At 70.6% G+C, this 19548-nt stretch carries 16 protein-coding genes; 5 read left to right on the top strand and 11 right to left on the bottom strand.

The features are described 5' to 3' along the window. Positions 1 to 7 precede the first annotated feature (7 nt). The 5 genes from ABD331_RS25645 to ABD331_RS25625 are packed head-to-tail and all read right to left on the bottom strand — an operon-like array spanning position 8 to position 8742. Positions 8 to 3967, bottom strand: a complete 3960-nt coding sequence (locus tag ABD331_RS25645) for an Ig-like domain-containing protein (RefSeq protein ID WP_344479441.1) — start codon at positions 3965 to 3967, stop codon at positions 8 to 10. 9 nt (positions 3968 to 3976) lie between these two features. Further along, entirely contained in the window at positions 3977 to 5809 is a 1833-nt protein-coding gene (locus ABD331_RS25640; RefSeq protein ID WP_344479438.1) for a glycoside hydrolase family 127 protein, read from the bottom strand. Next, entirely contained in the window at positions 5802 to 6566 is a 765-nt protein-coding gene (locus tag ABD331_RS25635) for a carbohydrate ABC transporter permease (RefSeq protein WP_344479436.1), read from the bottom strand. Before ABD331_RS25635 ends, ABD331_RS25640 begins: the two co-directional genes overlap by 8 nt. Then, positions 6563 to 7474 (bottom strand): carbohydrate ABC transporter permease, encoded by a 912-nt coding sequence (locus tag ABD331_RS25630; protein ID WP_344479433.1) that lies wholly within the window; start codon positions 7472 to 7474, stop codon positions 6563 to 6565. Before ABD331_RS25630 ends, ABD331_RS25635 begins: the two co-directional genes overlap by 4 nt. Next, the gene (locus ABD331_RS25625) at positions 7471 to 8742 is read right to left on the bottom strand and encodes an ABC transporter substrate-binding protein (protein WP_344479431.1); all 1272 of its coding nucleotides are present in this window, start codon (positions 8740 to 8742) and stop codon (positions 7471 to 7473) included. The genes ABD331_RS25630 and ABD331_RS25625 overlap by 4 nt, the downstream gene beginning before the upstream one ends. A 111-nt stretch (positions 8743 to 8853) precedes the next feature. On the opposite strand from ABD331_RS25625, the gene ABD331_RS25620 reads away from it, so the two are divergent. Further along, complete coding sequence (locus tag ABD331_RS25620; protein WP_344479428.1) at positions 8854 to 9867, top strand: LacI family DNA-binding transcriptional regulator; 1014 nt, start codon at positions 8854 to 8856, stop codon at positions 9865 to 9867. Position 9868: 1 nt separating this feature from the next. Here the strand turns inward: ABD331_RS25620 and ABD331_RS25615 are convergent, their stop codons facing one another. The 3 genes from ABD331_RS25615 to ABD331_RS25605 form a co-directional block, all read right to left on the bottom strand. After that, on the bottom strand, positions 9869 to 10303 hold the full coding sequence (locus ABD331_RS25615; RefSeq protein WP_344479426.1) for a DUF6292 family protein: 435 nt from the start codon (positions 10301 to 10303) through the stop codon (positions 9869 to 9871). A gap of 53 nt (positions 10304 to 10356) precedes the next feature. Beyond that, entirely contained in the window at positions 10357 to 11967 is a 1611-nt protein-coding gene (locus tag ABD331_RS25610; protein ID WP_344479423.1) for a cellulase family glycosylhydrolase, read from the bottom strand. 116 nt (positions 11968 to 12083) lie between these two features. Then, entirely contained in the window at positions 12084 to 12749 is a 666-nt protein-coding gene (locus ABD331_RS25605; protein WP_344479420.1) for a TetR/AcrR family transcriptional regulator, read from the bottom strand. 116 nt (positions 12750 to 12865) lie between these two features. Between ABD331_RS25605 and ABD331_RS25600 the strand changes: the two genes are divergently transcribed. From ABD331_RS25600 to ABD331_RS25590, 3 genes are read left to right on the top strand one after another with little or no spacing between them, the layout of a single operon-like run. Further along, complete coding sequence (locus ABD331_RS25600) at positions 12866 to 13324, top strand: (2Fe-2S)-binding protein (protein ID WP_344479704.1); 459 nt, start codon at positions 12866 to 12868, stop codon at positions 13322 to 13324. Further along, positions 13321 to 14313, top strand: coding sequence for an FAD binding domain-containing protein (locus ABD331_RS25595; RefSeq protein ID WP_344479418.1), 993 nt, complete (start codon positions 13321 to 13323; stop codon positions 14311 to 14313). Before ABD331_RS25600 ends, ABD331_RS25595 begins: the two co-directional genes overlap by 4 nt. Further along, positions 14310 to 16580 (top strand): xanthine dehydrogenase family protein molybdopterin-binding subunit, encoded by a 2271-nt coding sequence (locus tag ABD331_RS25590; RefSeq protein WP_344479416.1) that lies wholly within the window; start codon positions 14310 to 14312, stop codon positions 16578 to 16580. Before ABD331_RS25595 ends, ABD331_RS25590 begins: the two co-directional genes overlap by 4 nt. Positions 16581 to 16583: 3 nt before the next feature. Here the strand turns inward: ABD331_RS25590 and ABD331_RS25585 are convergent, their stop codons facing one another. Continuing rightward, entirely contained in the window at positions 16584 to 17117 is a 534-nt protein-coding gene (locus ABD331_RS25585) for a TetR/AcrR family transcriptional regulator (protein ID WP_344479413.1), read from the bottom strand. Positions 17118 to 17200: 83 nt separating this feature from the next. Here ABD331_RS25585 and ABD331_RS25580 point away from each other — a divergent pair, with 83 nt between their 5' ends. Continuing rightward, positions 17201 to 17659: a DUF1348 family protein gene (locus tag ABD331_RS25580; RefSeq protein ID WP_344479411.1), complete on the top strand. Its 459-nt coding sequence runs from the start codon at positions 17201 to 17203 to the stop codon at positions 17657 to 17659. A gap of 46 nt (positions 17660 to 17705) precedes the next feature. Here the strand turns inward: ABD331_RS25580 and ABD331_RS25575 are convergent, their stop codons facing one another. Then, positions 17706 to 18998: an ArsB/NhaD family transporter gene (locus ABD331_RS25575; protein ID WP_344479408.1), complete on the bottom strand. Its 1293-nt coding sequence runs from the start codon at positions 18996 to 18998 to the stop codon at positions 17706 to 17708. A 10-nt stretch (positions 18999 to 19008) separates the two neighbouring features. Continuing rightward, positions 19009 to 19530, bottom strand: a complete 522-nt coding sequence (locus ABD331_RS25570) for a hypothetical protein (RefSeq protein WP_344479405.1) — start codon at positions 19528 to 19530, stop codon at positions 19009 to 19011. Positions 19531 to 19548: the final 18 nt, after the last annotated feature.

The raw sequence follows: 19548 nt of genomic DNA, 5'->3' as shown, positions 1-19548 counted from the left end.
ATAGGCGCTACTGGACGGTGACGGTGGTCTTCGCGGTCACAGTTGTGCCCGTAACCTGCCCGGTCACGGTGAACGCGCCGGGCTGGGCGTACCGCCCGGGATCGACGGACTCCCAGGTGACGGCCACCGAGCTGTCCTTCGACCCGTCGTTGTACGTCGCCACCACGGTCCTGGGCAGCACCGGCGCGACCCCGGCCCGGGTGGTGACGGCCTCCTCCGCGATCGAGGTGATCGTCACCGCCGAGGTGGCGCGGACGTACACGGTGGCCTGGGCGGGCTGCCGCACGCCTTCCGCCAGGCCGGTGATCGTGAAGCTGGTGCCGCCGGTCCTGACCTGCTCGGGGGTGACCTGCTGCCAGGTGACGGCGGCCTGGCCGCGGGAGCCGTCGGCGTAGACGGTCTCCACGGTGGCGGGCAGCTCGGGCAGCGTGTTCACCAGGGTGGGCACGTGGACGGGGCGCACCGAGTCGGGCGGCACCTCGTACACCTTGACCTCCAGCAGGCCGACCGACGCCGCACCGGATTCGAGCCGCACGCGCAGCCGCGAGGTGGTGACGGTGTCGAAGGAGACGGTGTTGTAGGCGTCCACGGCCGCCGGGTAGGACTGCGCGCCGGTGACGTCCTCGAAGGAGTCGCCGTCCCACTGCTGGATCTTCCACGAGGCGGGCACGCGCACGCCGCCGCCGTCGTCGAAGAAGTACACGTCCGCCTTGTTCACCTGGACGGGGGCGGGCCAGTCGAGCTGCACCCACTGCGTGCCCTGCTGCGGCCAGGTGCCCCAGCGCGGGTTGGCGGCGTCGTTGGAGCGCGGCGGGTCGATGTCGTCGTTGATGGCGGTGACCCGCTCCCACGGCGAGGTGTAGGAGGCCGTGGGCGTGGCCCTGGGCGCGATGTTCACCTGAGCGGCCTGGTCGGTGGCGGTGACGCGCACGGTGGCGGTGGTGGTCCTCGCGCCGTCCGTGGCGGCCAGCTCCAGCGTGTACGACCCCGCCGCCGAGAACGCGACCACCGTGGCAGGGCCGGTCGGCTCGGTGAAGTACGCCTCACCGGGCCCCGACACCTTGGACCACTGCATGCTCAGCGTGCCCTTGGGCAGGGCGTCGTCCTTGACCACGGCCTCGATCCTGGCCTGCCCCGGGCGGGTGAAAGCGGGATCGACCACGGGCACCACCTGCGGCGGCCGGTTGGACACGCGGCCGGCGGACCCGCCCGCGTGGTAGGCCTGCACCTCCTTCACGCTCGCGCCCCCTGCCAGCACCCGCAGCTTGGCGGTGGTCACGGCGGGGAAGCGGATCTCGTTCAGGTTCGCCCGGGGGTAGGGCGGTGTCCTGTCCTGTCTCGGCACGTCCTTCCAGGCGCCGCCGTCCTGGTACTGCAGGGTGTAGAGCGCGGGGTCGAGGCGGGTCTTGCGGTCGTTGTAGAAGTACAGCCGCACCGTATCCACCTTGCGCACCGCGCCGAGGTCCACCTCCAGCCAGTCGCCGCCGCCCCAGTAGGGCTCGTTGATCGTGAACCCGTCCACCGCGCCCGCGGCGTCGCCGGTGGAGGCGGTGGCCGTTTCGACCAGGTTCCGGCGCGTGGAGTCCAGGTCCACGCCGGCCTTCTGGAACAGGTCCTCGACACGGTCGCCGGTCAGCCTGACCTCGGTGGGCGACTTCAGCGACGGGGCCTTCTCCGCGTGCAGCACGTCGCCGCCCTCGACCTTGCCGGTCCTCGGGTCCCAGGTGGCGTGCGCGAGGCCGGAGAGCGTGACCTTGCGCTTGCCGTCGATGACGATCGAGTAGCCCTCGGGCACGCCCGCGTAGTGGCGGGCGCCGTCGCCCGGCTTGTCCCAGACGATGCTCAGGTCGGCGCCGCGGTAGTCGATGCCGTTGACGGTGAAGTGGTCCCAGCCGATGTCCACCGGCCACAGCTCGACCTTGCCGTCCGAGCGCGGGCGCAGGCCCATGACGTCCTCGATGACGGTCCAGTTGCTGCTGCCCAGGATCGTGTGGTGGATCCAGGAGCGGTAGTCGATGGTCTTGGTCTTGGGGTTCCAGTTGGCCCAGAACTCGTTGGCGTCGGGGTAGCGGGTGTCCCCGCCGACGTACTGCGACCAGGCGTTCCAGTAGAGGAGCTGCTTGTACTGCGCGGCCGTCAGGTACGGGTTGGCGTACTCGCGCAGCGCCTTGGAGAACAGCGCGAAGTTCCTGGTGGAGTTGATCTGGGAGAAGTTGTTGGAGCCCGGCTTGCCCTGGGCGGCGGCCTCCGCCTTGTCCTTCTGGTTGGCCGTGTACGCCGGGAAGATCGGATATTCCGCAGGATCGGCCCACAACCTCAACGCCTCCCGATATTTCGGGTCATCGGTGGGGACGAGGCCGGTCGCGTACGGGATGTAGTTGTTGGACTCCTTCCACGGGATCAGGTTGCCCGTCTGCAGGTCGCGGTGCTTGAACAGCTTGTTCTGCTCGTCCCACAGCAGGGTGAGGATGCCGTCGCGCACCTTGCCCGCCACGCCCCGCATCTCGGTGGCCTTCGCGGCGTCGCCCGACAGCTCGTACGCCTGCGCCGCCGCCATCGCGTTCGCGTAGACGTAGGCCCCTTCGAGCCGCTCGTTGGCCCGGTCGTAGTAGTGGAACGACACCGCGTCGGCGTCGTTGCCGGTCATGGCCTCCCAGTCGTACTCGATGACGCCGTTGTCGTTGGAGTCGTAGGCGTCGAGCTGCCCGTACACGTCCTTCTCGGCGTACCTGGCGAGGTTGCGCAGGATCGACGGCTGCCCGCCGTGGAGCTGGTAGCTCTCCAGGGCGGCGGCCGAGATGTACTGGGTGTAGCTGTTCGACCAGTTCTCCGGGTCGCCGGGGTTGTCGGTGTACTTCGAGTTGCGCGACACCTCGCCCGCCGACACCCACGGCCCGTAGGAGTAGACCGGGTCCCGCAGGTACTTCAGGTCCTGCACGAACATCGGCACGGTCAGCACGATCGCGTTGTTGTAGCCCAGCGCCCCCTCCACCGACGTGGGGAACTGGTAGTCGTTGCCCGGGATGTCGGCGTCCAGGAAGTTGAAGCGCATCAGCCACCAGCGGTAGTAGACGAACTTCTTGATGTTCTCGTCGGGCACGTCGATGTAGGGCAGGTTCTCCGCCCACCAGGCGTTGTAGTCCTGGAGCTGGCGGCGCAGCGCCTGCTCGGGCGAGCGGCCCTTGTACCCGTCGTACTCGGCGCGCGACCTCGGCAGCTCCTCGGTGACGAAGCCCATCTGCACCTTGGTGCGCACGGTCCTGCCAGGCTCGACGGTCAGCGAGCCCTTCAGCGCGCCGTCCGACACCTTCAGGCCGTCGCCGCTGAGCCTGGGGAAGATCGTGGTCAGCTTGTTCTTCGCCCACACCGCGCCGGTCAGCTCCCGGTCGCCGTCGGCGTTCCTGGCGTAGGGGGAGGTGACGGTGACGGGCACCGAGCGGGCCTGCGCGCCCGTGTTGGTGATCTCCAGGGTGGTCACGGCCACGTTCTCGTGGGTGATGAACTTCTCGACCCCGACGGCCAGCCCGTCACCGGCGTACCGGCCGGTCCAGTGGCTGGGCATCTGCAGACGCTGGGAGACGTCCTCGGTGAGCGGGGCGCCGAGCGAGATCTCGTACGCGTCGCGGTTGTCGATGCTCTCCCAGTACGCCACGGACCCGCCGAAGCCGAGCACCGACGGGTCGTGCTCCTTCATGAACAGCGCCCGCCCGCGCGTCATCAGCCACGGCCCCGCCGGGTCGTCACCGGGGCGGGCGAGCATGCGGTCGATCCAGTACGAGTCGCCGCCCTTCTCCTTCTGGTAGATCTCCGCCATCATCCTGCGCGGGTGGTAGCCCACGGGCTCGGCCGGAACCGGGTCGTCACCCGTGAAGACCGGCATGCCGAGCGCGTCGTCCGCGTGGGACGGCGGCACGCCCAGCGAGGCGGTGAGCGCTAACACGGCCAAGCAGACCAGGGGTTTGCGCACGTCCATCTCCTAGATCGTCGGAAGCCAGACCCGCATGGTGGCGGGACCCCGGTTGCCCCAGCGGTGGTAGGGCACCAGCCGCAGCCGCACGTCCGCGCCCTCCTGGGAGGCGGGCGCCGCGCCGTACGGCCAGGTGCCGTCGCCGCCGGAGCTGACCTTCGCCCCCACCTCCAGCTCCACCACGCCGTCCGTCTCGTGCTCCTCCGGCGGATCGACGCGCGCCGTCACGGCGGCGAGCGGCGGCTCGTCGGCCACCGACTCCGCGCAGTAGACGAGCGGCCCGCGCTCCACGGCCGCGCTGCCCCGTAGCGCGTCGATCCGCCGGTCGGGGAGGGTCCACCTGGGCCGCATCGGCAGTTCGAGGCGGATCTCGTCACCGGCCCGCCACGGCCCCTCGACGTAGGCGTAGCCGGGGCCGACGGGCCGGATGACCGGGCCCTCCGGCAGCGGCGCGTCCTGGGAGGACACCGGCACGTGCGCGAGCGTGGCGTCCGTGGCCCAGGCGGGCACCCGCAGCCCGACCCGGCCCTCGCCGTCCTCCAGCACCCGCACGCTCACCGAGCCCTGCCACGGGTAACCGGTCTCCACCCGCAGCGCCAGCCGCCCTGACCTGATCTCCGCCGGGGTGAGGTGGTGGATCAGCACCCCGCCGTCCTTCGCGGCGGCCACGTACGCGGGCAGCGACGCCAGCGTCCTGGCGATGTTGTTCGGGCAGCACGACACGTCGAACCACGGCGAGCGCAGCCCGCCCTCGGCCGCGTGGTTGACCCCGTCGAGCGGCGTCGCGGGCACCCGCACCTGCAGCGGGTTGACGTAGAAGAACGACGCGCCGTCCAGCGCCACGCCCGTGGCGAGCATGTTGTACATGGTCCGCTCCGCCAGGTCGGCGTAGCGGGCGTCGCCGGTGGCCAGCAGCAGCCGGTGCGCCAGCATGATGGAGGCGATGCTCCCGCACGTCTCGTTGTAGGCGCGGTCCGGCGGCAGCTCGTAGTCCTCGCCGTACGACTCGTCGGCATGCCTCGAGCCCATGCCGCCGGTCAGGTGCGTACGCCGGGCGACCGTCCGCTCCCACTGCGACTCGACCGCCTTGAGCAGCTCCTGGTCGCCGGTCTCGACCGCCACGTCCACCACGCCGGAGGCCAGGTAGAGCGCCCGCACGACGTGCCCGCGGAACACCTGCGCCTGCCTGACGGGCAGGTCGTCCTGGTAGTAGGCGCGGCCGAACGGGATGTCGGCCAGCGCCGGCAGCCCTCGGCGCTCGACGAAGCGGCGGGCCATCTCCAGGTACCGCTCGGTGCCGGTGGCCCGGTACAGCTCGACCAGCGCCATCTCGATCACCGGGTGGCCGCAGGTCTCGTCGCCGTCCATGAAGCGGCGGCACACGTGGTCGGCGGCCCTGGTGACGACCTCGGTGAGCTGGTCCTCGCCGTGCATGCGCAGCCGCGCGACCCCGGCCTGGATGAGGTGGCCGTAGCAGTACAGCTCGTGCCCCCACTCGAAGTCGGTGTAGCGGCTGCCCGTCCAGCGGGTGTTGAGGTAGCCGTCGCCCTCCTGCGCCTGCGCCACGATCTCGGCCAGCGCGGGCAGCCCCGGGTGATCGGCCCAGGCCATGGCCTCCAGCAGCTTGTAGATCTCCGAGTCGCTGAACTCCCGTCCCCTGCGGGGCCGCTCGCCCCTGAAGTTGCCGATCCAGCCTTCGCGCTCCTCCCACTCCTGGCAGTGGGCGATCGTCACGTCGTTGTTGAGCGCGATCCGGTCGCCCCAGAAGCCGGGCAGCACGCGTACGGAGTCGAGGCCGAGGGGGGACAGGACGCCCGATGAGGGCAGGACGGGATTAGCCACGCAGAGCTCCTGACATGAATCCGCGCACGTAGTGGCGCTGCAGAACGATGAAGAGGACGAGACAGGGGATGGCCATGACCATGACTCCGGCCTGGAGCATGCCGTAGTCGATGGCGCCGAACGTGTGCTGCGTCATGCTGACCACGGCCACCGGCAGCGTGAAGGATGATCCGTCGTTGAGCAGGATGAGGGGCGCGAAGAAGTCGTTCCACGACGCCAGGAACGCGAACAGGCCGACCGTGATCAGCGCGGGCCGCACGGCGCGCAGCAGGATCCTGGAGAACGCGCGGAACGTGCCACAGCCGTCCACCAGCGCGGCCTCCTCCAGTTCGCGCGGCACCGCCTCGAACGCGTTGCGCATCATGAACAGCGCGAACGGGAGCTGGAACATCACGAACACCAGCGACAGCCCGACCAGCGAGTTCTGCAGGCCGAGGTAGCCGAGCAGCACGTAGAGCGGGATGAGGATGGTCGCGTACGGCACCATGAGGATCGCCAGCGTGGCCAGGAACAGCAGGTTCTTGCCGGGGAAGTCGAAGCGGGCGAAGCCGTAGCCGCCGAGCGCCGAGACGACCAGCGTGCCGCCCACGGTCATCGCCGACACCAGCACGCTGTTGGCGGCGTAGGTGTCGATGCCCTCGCCGAAGCGGGCCATCTCCAGGTAGTTGGAGGGCTCCTCCAGCGAGGCGTAGCCGCTCCACACCAGCGGGAACAGGAACAGCACCGCCAGGGCCGACAGGGTGAGGTAACGGCTCAACGGAGCCTCCGCATCATCAGCGTGTTGAGCCCGACCAGGGCCACGAGCAGGACGACCGACAGGGCCGCCGCGCCGCCGAGGTCGAAGCGGAAGAACGCGTCCCGGTAGACGACCATGACCATGGAGACCGTGCTGTTGTCCGGGCCGCCGTTGGTGAAGACGAAGAACTGGTCGAAGGCCAGCAGCGAGCCCGTGACGCTGAGTATCAGCATCAGCGCCAGCGTGGGGCGCAGCAGCGGAAGCGTGATCTTGGTGAAGATCTGCCATCGGTTCGCACCGTCGCTCCTGGCGGCCTCGTACACCTCGGCGGGGATGGCTTGGAGCCCGGTCAGCAGGATGAGCATGTTGAACCCGGCGAAGCGCCAGATCACCAGCGTGATCGTGGAGAACAGCGCCATGTTCGGGGTGCCGATCCACTTGACCGGCTCGCCGGTGAAGCCCAAGGCGCGCAGCATCGGGTCGATGGGGCCGAAGTCGTTGTTCAGCATCCCGTAGAACAGCAGGCCCGCCGCCGCGAAGCCGACCGCGCCCGGCAGGAAGAACGCGGTCCTGAAGAACGCGATGCCGGGCCTGCGCTCCTGCACCAGCAGCGCCAGGCCCAGCGCCACGCCCGACAGCAGGACGGTGGTGATGGCCGTGTACTTCAGCGTGAAGAGGACCGCGTCGATGAAGAGCGGATTGTCGGCGATCTTGAGGTAGTTGGCCGGCGCGTTGAAGGTGGCCTGGCCGAGCAGCGGCCAGCGGTTCAGCGACATCCAGACGACCAGCACCAGCGGGGCGATGAACAGCACGCCCACGATGACGGCCGTCGGCGCCGCGTACAGCCAGCCCTGGACCTTCCTGCTCCGCCACCGGGCGGACGGCGCCGAGTGCGCCGCCCGCCTCGTCCGTGGGGCCGTCAGAGTCATTGCTGCAGCGACTTCGTGACTTCGGCGTTGAGCTGGCTGATCTTCGAGGCGTCACCGAAGACGGCCTCGCGGGCCAGCCGCAGCCAGGGTCCCTGCGGGTCGTTGTAGGTCTGGCCGAAGCGCAGCGCGAACGGCGTCTCGCCCTTGGCCACCAGCGAGTTGATCAGCACCACGCGCGGGTCCTCTGCCGAGTACTTGTTGCTGGCCAGGTCGGTGCGCGCGAGCACGTCCTTGTTCTTGGCCATCACCTCGACCTGCGCCTGGTCGGAGACCGTCCAGGAGACGAACTCCCAGGCCGCGTCGGCGTTCCTGGAGGTCGAGGCGATGCCGAGCGAGTCGCCGCCGACGAACGTGGACTCGCCGCCGTCAGGGCCCGCGATCGGGGTGACGCCGATCTTCATCTCCTTCGGCATCAGGCCGAGCGTGGTGGACGGCATCGGCATGACGCCGATCTCGCCCTTGGGGAAGAACCCGGTCCAGGTGGGGCCCTGCTCCTCCTTGGCCGTCGGGCCGGTGACCTTGTTCTCGTACAGGCCGCGCCAGATCTTGAACACGTCGGTCATGCCCGGCTGGTCGTTCAGCGAGACCGTGCCCTCGGCGTTCATGACCTGGGCGCCGGCGGCCCAGACGGACGGCCAGAAGGTGAAGACGTAGCAGCCGCCGCAGTTGCCGCCGAAGAAGGTGCCGTGGATCTTGCCGTCCTTGCCCAGCTTCTCCTGCACGGTGGTGGCCTGCTCGGCGAACTCCTTGAGCGTCTTGGGGCCCTGCTCGGGGTCGAGCCCGGCCTTCTCGTACAGGTCCTTGTTCCAGAACCAGACCGACAGGTCGAGAGTGTGGGGGAGCGTGTACTGCCGGTTGTCCAGCGTGCCGAGCTTCATGTGGGAGGGGGCGAGCTTGTCCTTGTACGGCAGGGCCGCGATCCTGTCCGTGATGTCCATGAACAGGCCTTGGGAGGTGTAGTTCGGGACGAAGATGACGTCGGCCGCGAACACGTCGGGGAGCTGCTTGGCGCCGGCCGCGGCGGCGATGCGGGGCTGGTAGTTGTCCGTGGGGATGACGGTGAGCTTGACCTGGTTCTTGTGGGTCTTGTTGTACTCGGCGACCAGGCGCTCGCTCTGCGTCTGCGTCGCCGCGCGGGTCCACATGGTGATGGTCACGGGACCGTCCGCCGCCTGTGTCCCGCCGCCGCCACCGCCGCCACTGCCGCAGGCCGCCGCTGTGAGCGCTAACACACCGAGGAGGGAGATCCCGGCCAGCCTTCGTCTCATGATGTGCTCCTGGACTTAAAGGTTTTCGGAAACGTAGAAGAAACATGAGCCCATGTCAATGGGTGCTAAGGTGCTAAGCGGTTCACAATTCACCGAAAAGGGTTTCGACGTATGGCGGGTAAGCGGGCGACCATCAACGACGTGGCCTCGCTGGCGGGGGTATCGATCGCCACGGCCTCCAAGGCGCTCAACGGGCGCCAGGACGTGCGGGCGGCCACACGCGAACGCGTGCTCGCCGCCGCGGCGGAGCTCTCCTTCCAGCCGAACGCCCTGGCCAGGGGGCTGCTGTCCGGGCAGACGAAGACCGTGGGCCTGCTGACCTCCGACAGCGTCGGCCGCTTCGGCATCCCCGTGCTCCTGGGGGCCGAGGACGCGTTCGGCGCGGGGGAGATGGCGGTGCTGCTGTGCGACGCGCGCGGCGACGCCATCAGGGAGCAGCACCACCTGCGCGCCCTGCTGTCACGGCGGGTGGACGGGCTGATCGTGGTGGGGGAGAGCACGAACCCGCGCCCGTCCGTGAGCAAGGACCTGCCGGTGCCCGTCGTCTACGCCTACGGCCCCTCCGAGGACCCCGCCGACGTCTCGTTCGTGCCCGACGACGTGGGCGCGGCGGCGATGGCCGTCAACCACCTGCTCGCCCTCGGACGGCGGCGCATCGCGCACGTCACCGGGCCCGCGCACTACAAGGCGGCGCGCGACCGCGAGGAGGGCCTGCGTCAGGCGCTCGCCGAGGCCGGCGTCCAGCAGGCCGGGCAGACCCTCTCCGGCGTGTGGTCGCAGCGGTGGGGGCGGCACGCGGCCGAGATGCTGCTGATGGCCGAGCCGGAGATCGACGCCGTGTTCTGCGGCAGCGACCAGATCGCCGCCGGGTTCGTGGAGGCCGTGCGCGAGCGGGGGCGGCGGGTGCCCGACGACCTCGCGGTGGTCGGCTACGACAACTGGGAGGTGCTGTCCACCGAGACGCGGCCCGCGCTGACCACCGTGGACATGAACCTGGAGGTGCTGGGGCGGACGGCGGCGCAGCACCTGTTCGCCGCCATCGACGGCAAGGCGACTCCCGGCGTGCACACGCTGCCGTGCCAGCTCGTCATCCGCGACTCCACCTCACCGCCCGGGGTGTCGTGACTCAGTAGGCGGCCAGGGCGGTTTCGAAGTCGGGCTGGTGCTTGGCGGCCCTGCGGTACTTGTCGCGGGGGCCGGCGCCCAACTGCTCCTCCCCCTCCAGGACCGCGTGCGCGAGCTGCGCCACCTCGGCCGGGTCGGGCAGCACGCCCAGCTCGAAGTCGTAGTAGGTGTGGGCGTAGCCGCGTACGGCGCCGGGCTCGTTCACGTCGAGCAGCGCCCAGCCGTGCTCCTCGTCCCACTCGAGGCTCATCCACGCCGAGTCCTCGAAGTCGGGGATGTGCCAGTAGGAGCCCGTCAGTGAGATCGTCAGGGCGCGTTTCGCCTGGCCCGGCTTCCCGGCCCGCGCGGCGCCGCCGTTCTCGATGCCCGCCGCCGTCAGCGCCTCGGCCACGGCCGTGCCGTACCCGAGGGCGTCGGCGCGTTCCCGCTCGGTCATGATCAGAGCGTAGCCGCCCCCACCGTTCGGAGGGGGCGACTCTCGACGTCTCGTCAGGACGCGGCGCAGGTGTACGAGCTGACCGTGGCGGTGTTCCCGCCCGGCCGGGCGACCTGGAAGCCGAAGCTGGTGTTCCCGCCCGCCCCCACGTTCCCGTTGTAGCCCGCGTTCTTGGCCGTGACCGTCTGCCCGCTGGTCGTCACCGTGGCGTTCCACGAGCCGGCCAGGGTGTGCCCGGCGGGCAGGGTGAAGGTGACGGTCCAGCCGGTGATGGCCGACGTGCCGGTGTTGGTGACCGTGACGGGCTGGACGACGTACCCGCCGCCCCACTGGCTCTGCACGGTCCCGGCGGCCGTGCAGCCGCCGCCGGTGCCGCCGCCGGACGTGGTGGTGAAGGTGGTGGTGGCCGAGGCGGTGGACTGGTTGCTCGCCCCGTCACGGGCCCGCACGTACACCTGGTACTGCGTGGACGGCGTCAGGCCCGTCAGGGTGATGGAGTTGGTGGTGGACGAGCCGAGCAGCGGGTCGGTCGCGCCCTGCTCCCGGTAGACGTCGTACCCGGCTAACCCCGAGCCGCCCGCGTCTGTCGAGGCCGTCCAGGTCAGGTTCGCGCCGGTGGCGGTGACGCCGGAGGCCGACGGGGTGCCGGGCGTGGTCGGGGCGGTGGTGTCGGTGCCGCCGCCGCTGAAGAAGGTGGCCTCGCGGGAGGTCGCGGTGATGCCGTTGGCGCCGTTGAAGATGCGCTGGCCCCAGGACGTGAGCGCGGCCGGGTCGAAGTTGGTGACCATGTCGAGGTACTCGACGCCGCCGCCGTTGCCGCTCCACGACCAGCCGATGTAGCCGAGGCCGCGCGACACCGCCTGCGCCATGATCGTGTCCTCGTCGGGGTTGCCGTCGGAGTGGTTGTGCCCGAACTCGCCGATCACCAGCGGCAGGCCGGCGGTCTGGAACGCGTCCAGGTAGGCGGTGATCTCGGCGGCCGTGTCGAAGACGCCGTACATGTGGATGGAGAACACCGTGTTCTTCTGCGTGTCGGCGTTCGCCACGGTCTGGGCGGTGTTGCGCATGGTGAACTGCCAGTCCTGGCCCCAGTTGGGCGCGTCCACCATCAGCATGTGCTGGAAGCCGAGGCCGCGCATCCGGGTGATCGCGCTGGTGGTGGCGGCGGTCCAGGCGGAGACGTTGTTGTTGCCGTACGGCTCGTTGCCGATGTTGACGATGATGAAGTCCTCGGTGCCGGTGAGGGCGCTGCGGACACTGCTCCAGTAGTCGACCGCCTGGTCGAGCGTGTACGCGCCGCTCTGCTCGCCGTACCCGGTGGTGTCGTGGTTTTCGAGCACGCATATTAACCGGTTCTGCCGACACAGGGACACGACGTTGGCCACGTCGGACGCGCTGTTCGGGGTCCACCGGCCGCCGCTGAGCACCACGCGCACGGTGTTGGCGCGCAGCGCCTTGATGTTGGCGAAGGAACTGGTCTGGTTCGTGTACCAGGTGTGCGCGTGGCTGACGCCGCGCATGACGAACGCGTTCCCGTTGGCCTCCAGGATCCTGGTGCCGCTGACCCGGAGCCCGACCGCGGCGTGCGCGGGAGCCGGGACGATCAGCATCGAGACGAGCAGCGACAGGAGCGCCGCCGCCGCGAGCCCGAGTCGTTTGGTCATGGGGGGTGCCTTCCTGTTAACCGGTTAGGTCCGGGGCACATGGTCTGCGGAAACCGTCCCGATGTACAGCGCCACGATCGCGTCCGCGAAAGAATGCCTGGAGAGAGGTGAAACTTTCACTCTTCCCTGAGGGTCGGCAGTCCGGCGGCCAGGGCGGAGAGCGCCCGCAGCAGGGTGGGCAGCAGCACCGGGCACGAGGCGGCCAGCTCCGGGTCCTCGGCGTAGACCTGGGCCAGCGCGGGCGGCGGGTTGGAGGCCGGGTAGAGCATGCCGGCCAGCCCGCTGCAGGCCGCCGCCAGCTCGCCGCCCTCGCGCTCGGTCAGGTCGGTTGCGCCGGCCATCACGGCGCCCATCTCGGCGATCCGGGCGTGCACCGCGTGCTTGAACGCGCGGGCGGCGGGGACCGACACGTTGTGTTCGAGACTGGTGGAGGCGTGGCTGAGCAGGTCGCAGAAGAGCGGCCGCTCGGCGATCGTCTCGACCAGCGCGGTCACGGCCTGCGCGGTCGCCGTCGTGCCGCTGATGGTGCGCAGCCGTTCGGCGACGGCTTCGCCCCACTGGCGCCACTCGTCGGCGAGCAGCTCCAGGTAGATCTCCTCGCGGGTGCCGAAGTACCGCACGATGTTGGACTTGGCCAGCCCCACGGCCTCGGCGACCGCGCCCAGGCTCACGTTGCGCACCCCGGAGGTGCGGGCGAGCTCGCGGGCAGCGGCGAGGATGGCCTCGCGCCGCTGCTGCTTGTGCTCGGGCCGCCTGGCCCGGAGGAATGCCGACCGCGTCATGTCGCCATCAGCATACTGGCGCGGATTTAAGAGGACGCCGTTCACTTGTTAAGGAAACGCTGTTCTGTTAGCGTCCGGACCACAAGGCGAGAGGGAAGCGCGTGACCGAGATACGGATGAAAGTGAACGGCTCCGTCGAGTCACTCGACGTCGAGCCGTGGGTGAGCCTGCTCGACGCGCTGCGCGAGCGGCTCGGGCTGACCGGCCCCAAGAAGGGCTGTGACCAGGGCGCCTGCGGGGCCTGCACGGTGCTCGCCGACGGCGTGCGGATCAACGCGTGCCTCGCCCTGGCCGTCCAGTACGACGGCAGGGAGATCACCACCATCGAGGGCGTGACGCATCCGCTGCAGGAGGCGTTCGTCCGCAACGACGGCCTCCAGTGCGGCTACTGCACCCCCGGCCAGATCTGCTCGGCGATCGGCATGCTCGCCGAGTACGAGGCCGGCATGCCCAGCGCCGTCACCGAGTCCCAGGGGCTCGACGAAGCTGAGATCAGGGAGCGCATGAGCGGCAACCTGTGCCGGTGCGGCGCCTACAACGGCATCGTGGACGCGATCAAGGAGGCCTCCCGATGAGGCCGTTCGCCTATGTCAAAGCCGCCGACGTCGACTCAGCCGTGCGCGCGGCCAGCGAGCCCGGCGCCAGGTTCCTCGGCGGCGGCACCAACCTGGTCGATCTCATGCGCGAGGGCATCGAGCGCCCCGACACCGTCGTGGACGTGACGGGCCTGCCCTTCGACACCGTGGACGACCTGCCCGGCGGCGGCCTGCGCGTCGGCGCGCTCGTCCGCAACAGCGCCCTGGCCGCCGACCCCCGGGTGCGCGCCCGCTACCCGATGGTGTCGCAGGCGCTGCTGTCCGGCGCCTCCGGCCAGCTCCGCAACATGGCCACCGTGGGCGGCAACCTGCTGCAACGCACCCGCTGCCCGTACTTCTACGACCACGCCTCCGCCTGCAACAAGCGCTCGCCCGGCGCAGGCTGCGACGCCCTCGACGGGTTCAACCGCGGCACCGCGATCCTGGGCGTCAGCGAGAGCTGCGTGGCCGCCCACCCGTCCGACCTGTGCGTGGCGTTGGCCGCCCTCGACGCGGTCGTCGAGGTACGCGGACTGGACGGCACCCGCCGCGTCCCCATGGCCGACTTCCACCGGTTGCCCGGCGACACCCCCGACCTCGAGACCACCCTCGCCCCCGGCGAGCTGGTCACGGCGGTCGAGCTGCCGCCCGCCCCGGTCGCCGCCAACTCCCGTTACCGCAAGGTCCGCGACCGCGCCTCCTACGCGTTCGCCCTGGTCTCGGTGGCGGCGGCGCTGGAGGTGCGCGACGGTGTCGTCACCGAGGTGCGGCTGGCGCTCGGCGGCGTCGCGCCCAAGCCGTGGCGCGCCGCGCGGGCCGAGCGCCTGCTGACCGGCGGCCCCGCCGACGAGGACGCTTTCCGCCGCGCCGCCCAGGCGGAGCTGGCCGAGGCGACCACCAGGCAGGGCAACGCCTTCAAGGCCCCGCTCGCCGTGGCCACCATCACCGCCGCGCTGCGCGAACTGAGCACGGGAGGGACGGCCCGATGAGCATCAAGTACGCCGAGACCGAGCAGACGACCGGCACCACTAAGTACGTCGGGCAGGCGGTCGACCGAGTGGACGGCCCCGCCAAGACGACCGGCGAGGCCCGCTTCGCCGCCGAGTACCCGTACCCGGGCCTGGCCTACGCCGCGATCGTGCACGCCACGATCCCCCGGGGCCGCATCACCGCCATCGACACGGACGAGGCGCGGGCGGTGCGCGGCGTCATCGACGTCCTCACCCACGAGAACACCCGGCCCATGAAGCCCAGCCCCAAGGTGAGCTTCCTCGACCTCAGCACGCTCGTCGCCGGCACATCGGTCAACTACCTGGCCACCGACGAGGTGCTCTGGAACGGCCAGCCCATCGCCGTCGTGGTCGCCGAGACCCCGGAGACGGCCCGGTACGCGGCGTCGCTGGTGCGCCCGGCGTACCAGGAGCTGCCCGCCGCGGTGGACCTGGCGGCCGAGCAGGGCAACGCCGTCCCCCAGAAGGGCAACCTCATCAGCGAGGCCGAGGCGACCAAAGGGGACGCGCCCGCCGCGCTGGCCGCCGCGCCGCACTCGGTGGACCTGACGTTCACCACGCCGCCGCACAACCACAACGCGATCGAGCCGCACGCCACCACCGCCGTCTGGGACGGCGACCGGCTGACCGTGCACGAGGCCACCCAGAACATCACCTGGACACGCAAGCACCTGGCCCAGCGGTTCGAGGTGCCGGAGAAGAACGTCAGGGTGCTGGCCCCGTTCGTCGGGGGCGGGTTCGGCGGCAAGGGCTCGGTCTGGGCCGGCACGCTGCTCGCCGTGCTCGCCGCCCGCGCGACAGGCAGGCCGGTACGGCTCTCGCTCACCCGCGAGGGCGTCTACCACACGGTCGGCGGGCGCACGGGCAGCATCCAGCGGGTCGCGCTGGGCGCCGGCGCGGACGGGAAACTGTCCGCGATCATCCACACCAGCGTGTCCAGGACGGGACGCAGCGGCGGGAACGGCGAGCCGGTCACCGCCGGAACCCGGCACCTGTACGCCGCGCCCAACATCCACCTGCGGCAGAGCACCGTCCAGCTCGACCTGCTGGCCAACACGTTCATGCGCGCGCCCGGCGAGTCCATCGGCACCTTCGGCCTGGAGTCGGCCATGGACGAGCTGGCCTTCGAGCTGGGCCTGGACCCCGTCGAGCTGCGCCTGCTCAACGAGCCCGACCGCGACCCGGTGGGCGGGCAGCGGCTGGCGCACCGGAGGCTGCGGGAGGCGTACGCGCTGGGGGCCGAGCGGTTCGGCTGGCGTGAGCGCGACCCCAGGCCCGGCTCCATGCGGGACGGCCGGTGGCTGGTCGGCATGGGGGTGGCCGCCGCCTACCACCCGTCGATGCGGATGCCCGCGAACGTCACGCTGCGCCTGGGCGCGGACGGCACGCTCGTGGTGCGCTCCGGCCTCCAGGAGATGGGCATGGGCACGGCGACGGTGCTGGGGCAGATGGCCGCCGACGAGCTGGGGGTGCCGCTGGCGTCCGTACGCGTCGAGTACGGCGACTCCGACCTGCCCGTCGCGCCCGGCGCAGGCGGCTCCATGCAGACCGCCAGCGCGGCGGCGGGCGTGCAGGACGCCGCCGCCAAGCTCAGGCGCACCCTGCTCGGCCTGGTCCGCCGCTCACCCGGCTCACCGCTGCGCGGCCGCAAGCCCGACGAGGTGCAGGCCCGCGACGGCGGCCTGTACGCCGGAGCCGCAGGTCAGACGTACGCGGAGATCCTGGCAGCGGCCGGTCGCGACCACGTGGAGGTGGAGAGCAAGGCGGGCATGCTGGGCTTCATGGTGCGGACCCTGCGCGAGCGCAGGAGCCTGGTGCGGGCGGCGACCGGCGCGCAGTTCTGCGAGGTGCGGGTCGATCCCGACACCATGGAGGTACGCGTCTCGCGCTGGACGGGCGTCTTCGACGTCGGCACCGTGATCAACGCCAGGACGGCGGCGAGCCAGCTCAGGGGCGGCATCGTGATGGGCATCGGCATGGCGCTGTCGGAGCAGACGCTGATCGACCACCGCAACGGGCGGATCATGAACGCGAGCCTGTCGGAGTACCACGTGCCCGTGCACGCCGACATCCCGCGCATCGACATCCACTGCCTGGACGAGCCGGACTCCACCATGCCGATGGGGCTGCGCGGGGTCGGGGAGGTGAGCATCACCGGGGCCGCGGCGGCCGTGGCCAACGCGGTGCGGCACGCGACCGGCAAGCGCGTGCTCGACCTGCCGATCACCCTCGACAAGCTGATGTGAGCCTTACGCTCCCCGGGCTGCCGTGAGCGCGCGGGCGGCCTCACCCGCCGCCCGCGCCGCCGCCGCTCCTCGTTCCGGGTCCACCATGGCGGTGACCGTGGCCCCGTCCACCAGGACGAGGAGCTGCTCGGCCGTCAGGTCATCGGCGACCAGCCCGCGCAGGTAGTCACGCAACCGCCGCTTGTGCCGCCGCACCACCCCGGCCACGGCCTCCGACGTCGGGCCCAGCTCCCCGTACGCGTTGACGAACCCGCACCCGCGGAAGTCCGCCTCGCCGAACCACCGCTCCAGCCACCCGAACACGGCCCCGACCTGACCACCGTGCTCACGCACATAGGACGTCAGCGACCCCATCCACCGCTCGTCCCGCCGCTCCAGGTAGGCCACCACGAGCGCCTCCTTGGACGGGAAGCACTGGTAGAGCCGCTTGAGCGACACCTCCGACGCCGCCCTGACGTCGTCCATGCCGACGGCCCGGATCCCGCGCCGGTAGAACAGCTCGCCGGCCGCCGTCAGAAGTCGTTCGGCGTGTTCCATGGCACCTCGCTTGCTCCGGAGAACGGTCGTTCTCTAGGCTATCCCGCGAGAACGACCGTTCTCCTGCCGTCGAGGAGGCCGCCATGTCCCGCCCGCCCGTCCCGCCGTTCACCGAGGAGAGCGCCCGCGTCAAGGTCCAGGCCGCCGAGGACGCCTGGAACACGTGCGACCCCGACCGGGTCGCGCTCGCGTACACGGAGGACTCGGTCTGGCGCAACCGCGGCGAGTTCCTCGCCGGCCGCGACGAGATCAGGGCGTTCCTGCGCCGCAAGTGGGACAGGGAGCTGGACTACGCGCTGCGCAAGGAGCTGTGGGCGGTGCTCGGTGACCGCATCGCGGTCCGCTTCCAGTACGAGTCCCGCGACGCCTCGGGGCAGTGGTGGCGCAGCTACGGCAACGAGCAGTGGGAGTTCGACGCGGACGGGCTGATGCGGCGCAGGGAGGCCAGCATCAACGACGTGCGCATCGAGGAGTCGGAACGGCGCATCTTCGGGCCGCGCGGCGACGACGAACGCGGCGCGGACGTACTGCCGCTCAGATGAGGCGTGGCCGCGTGGTCGTTCAGCTCGGGCGTGGACGTGCGGTCGCTCAGACCAGGTAGCGCAGCCACAGGTACGGGGTGCACAGGGCGATGGTCACCAGCGTGACGACCAGCCCGTACTTCGTGAACTGCCAGAAACTGATCGGGGTGCCGTTGCGGGCGGCGATGCCGACGACCACCACGTTGGCCGCCGCCCCCACCGCCGTCGCGTTCCCGCCCAGGTCGGCCCCCAGCGCCAGAGCCCACCAGAGCACCTGCGCGTGCTCGTTGCCGCCGTTCGCCTGCACGAGGTCGGCGACGATCGGGCTCATCGTGGCCACGTACGGAATGTTGTCGATCACCGCGGACAGACCGGCCGAGGCCCACAGCAACACCATCGTGGTCACCCCGAGCTGGCCCTGCGTGGCCGTGGCCGCCGCGTCCGAGATCCGCTCGATCACCCCGGTCTCCACCAGCGCCCCCACCATCACGAACAGCCCGGCGAAGAACACCAGCGTCGGCCACTCGACCTCGCCGATGGCGTCCTCGGTGGTCACCTTCGTGGCCGCCACGAGCACCCCGGCGCCCAGCAGCGCCACGACCGACGGCTCGTAGTGCAGCACGGGATGCAGCACGAACGCCGCCATCACCAGCGCCAGCACGGCCAGCGACTGCCACAGCAGTCGCCGGTCGGCGATGGCCTCCCGCTCGTTCAGCGCCATGATCTCGGCCGCCCGCTCGGGGTCGTACCGGAACGAATTCCTGAACAGCCACCGGCACAGCCCGATGAACACCGCCACCAGCACCACGATCAGCGGCGCCAGATGCGCCAGGAAGTCGTTGAAGCTCAGGCCGCTCCGGCTGGCGATGATGATGTTCGGCGGGTCGCCGATCAGGGTGGCGGTGCCGCCGATGTTCGACGCCATCGCCTCGGCGATGAGGAACGGCGCCACCGGCAGCGCCAGCCGCTCGCACACCAGGAACGTCACCGGCGCGATCAGCAGCACCGTGGTGACGTTGTCCAGCAGCGCGGACGCGCTCGCGGTGATCAGCACGAGCAGCGCCAGCAGCCGGAACGGCCGCCCGCGCGCCCGCTTGGCCGCCCAGATCGCCAGGAACTCGAACACCCCGGTCTGCTTCAGCACCCCGACGATGACCATCATGCCGAGCAGCAGGAAGATGACGTTCCAGTCGATGCCGGAGTCCTCGGAGAAGAACGCCGCGCCCGCGTCCGTGGCGTGAATCAGCAGCATGATCGCCGCCCCGCCGAGCGCCGCCGCCACCCGATGCACCTTCTCGGTGGCGATCAGCGCGTACGCCCCGAGGAAGACGGCCACCGCCGCCCACGCCGTCACCGTCACATCATCAGTATCAGGGCACGCGCAACCACCGAGGATCGTCGTAGCGCTGCTCCACCCCGTCGCCGGGCAGGAAGTCGGGCGCCGTGCACAGCACCACCTCGCCCTGCACCTCCAGATACCTGATCAGCCCCGCCGCCACCGACAGCACCGTCTCGGCGCCGCCCTCCATCCGCCTGCCCAGCACCTCGACCACGTCGCTCAGCCCGAACTCGGCAGGCAGCAGCGCGGCCATCTCCTTGACGAAGCTCTGCGTCACCCGCGCCTGGATCATGACCGAGCCCGGCGCCGACTTGCCCGAACCCGCGCAACTGTCGCAGCCGCCGCTGTGGTGCGGATTGATGGAGATCGTGCCGGAGCCGAGACACATCAGGCACTGGCCCACCTCGGCGGCGTGCCGCGTGGCGGCGTCGCGGTCGGCCAAGGGCTGATCACAGGTGCACGAGAAGGTGTTGTAGGTGCCTTCGACGTAGTCGTGGTAGGCGATCTCGTCGGGGGCGTCGACCCACTCGGTGGTGATGACGTGCTGGTCCATGGAGACTGGTGCGCTCTC

Origin of the sequence: Nonomuraea monospora, assembly GCF_039531895.1 — a bacterium.
Taxonomy (GTDB): Bacteria; Actinomycetota; Actinomycetes; order Streptosporangiales; family Streptosporangiaceae; genus Nonomuraea; species Nonomuraea monospora.
The sequence above is the reverse complement of the archived record's forward strand: the minus strand, read 5'-3'. Positions and strand labels throughout refer to the sequence as shown.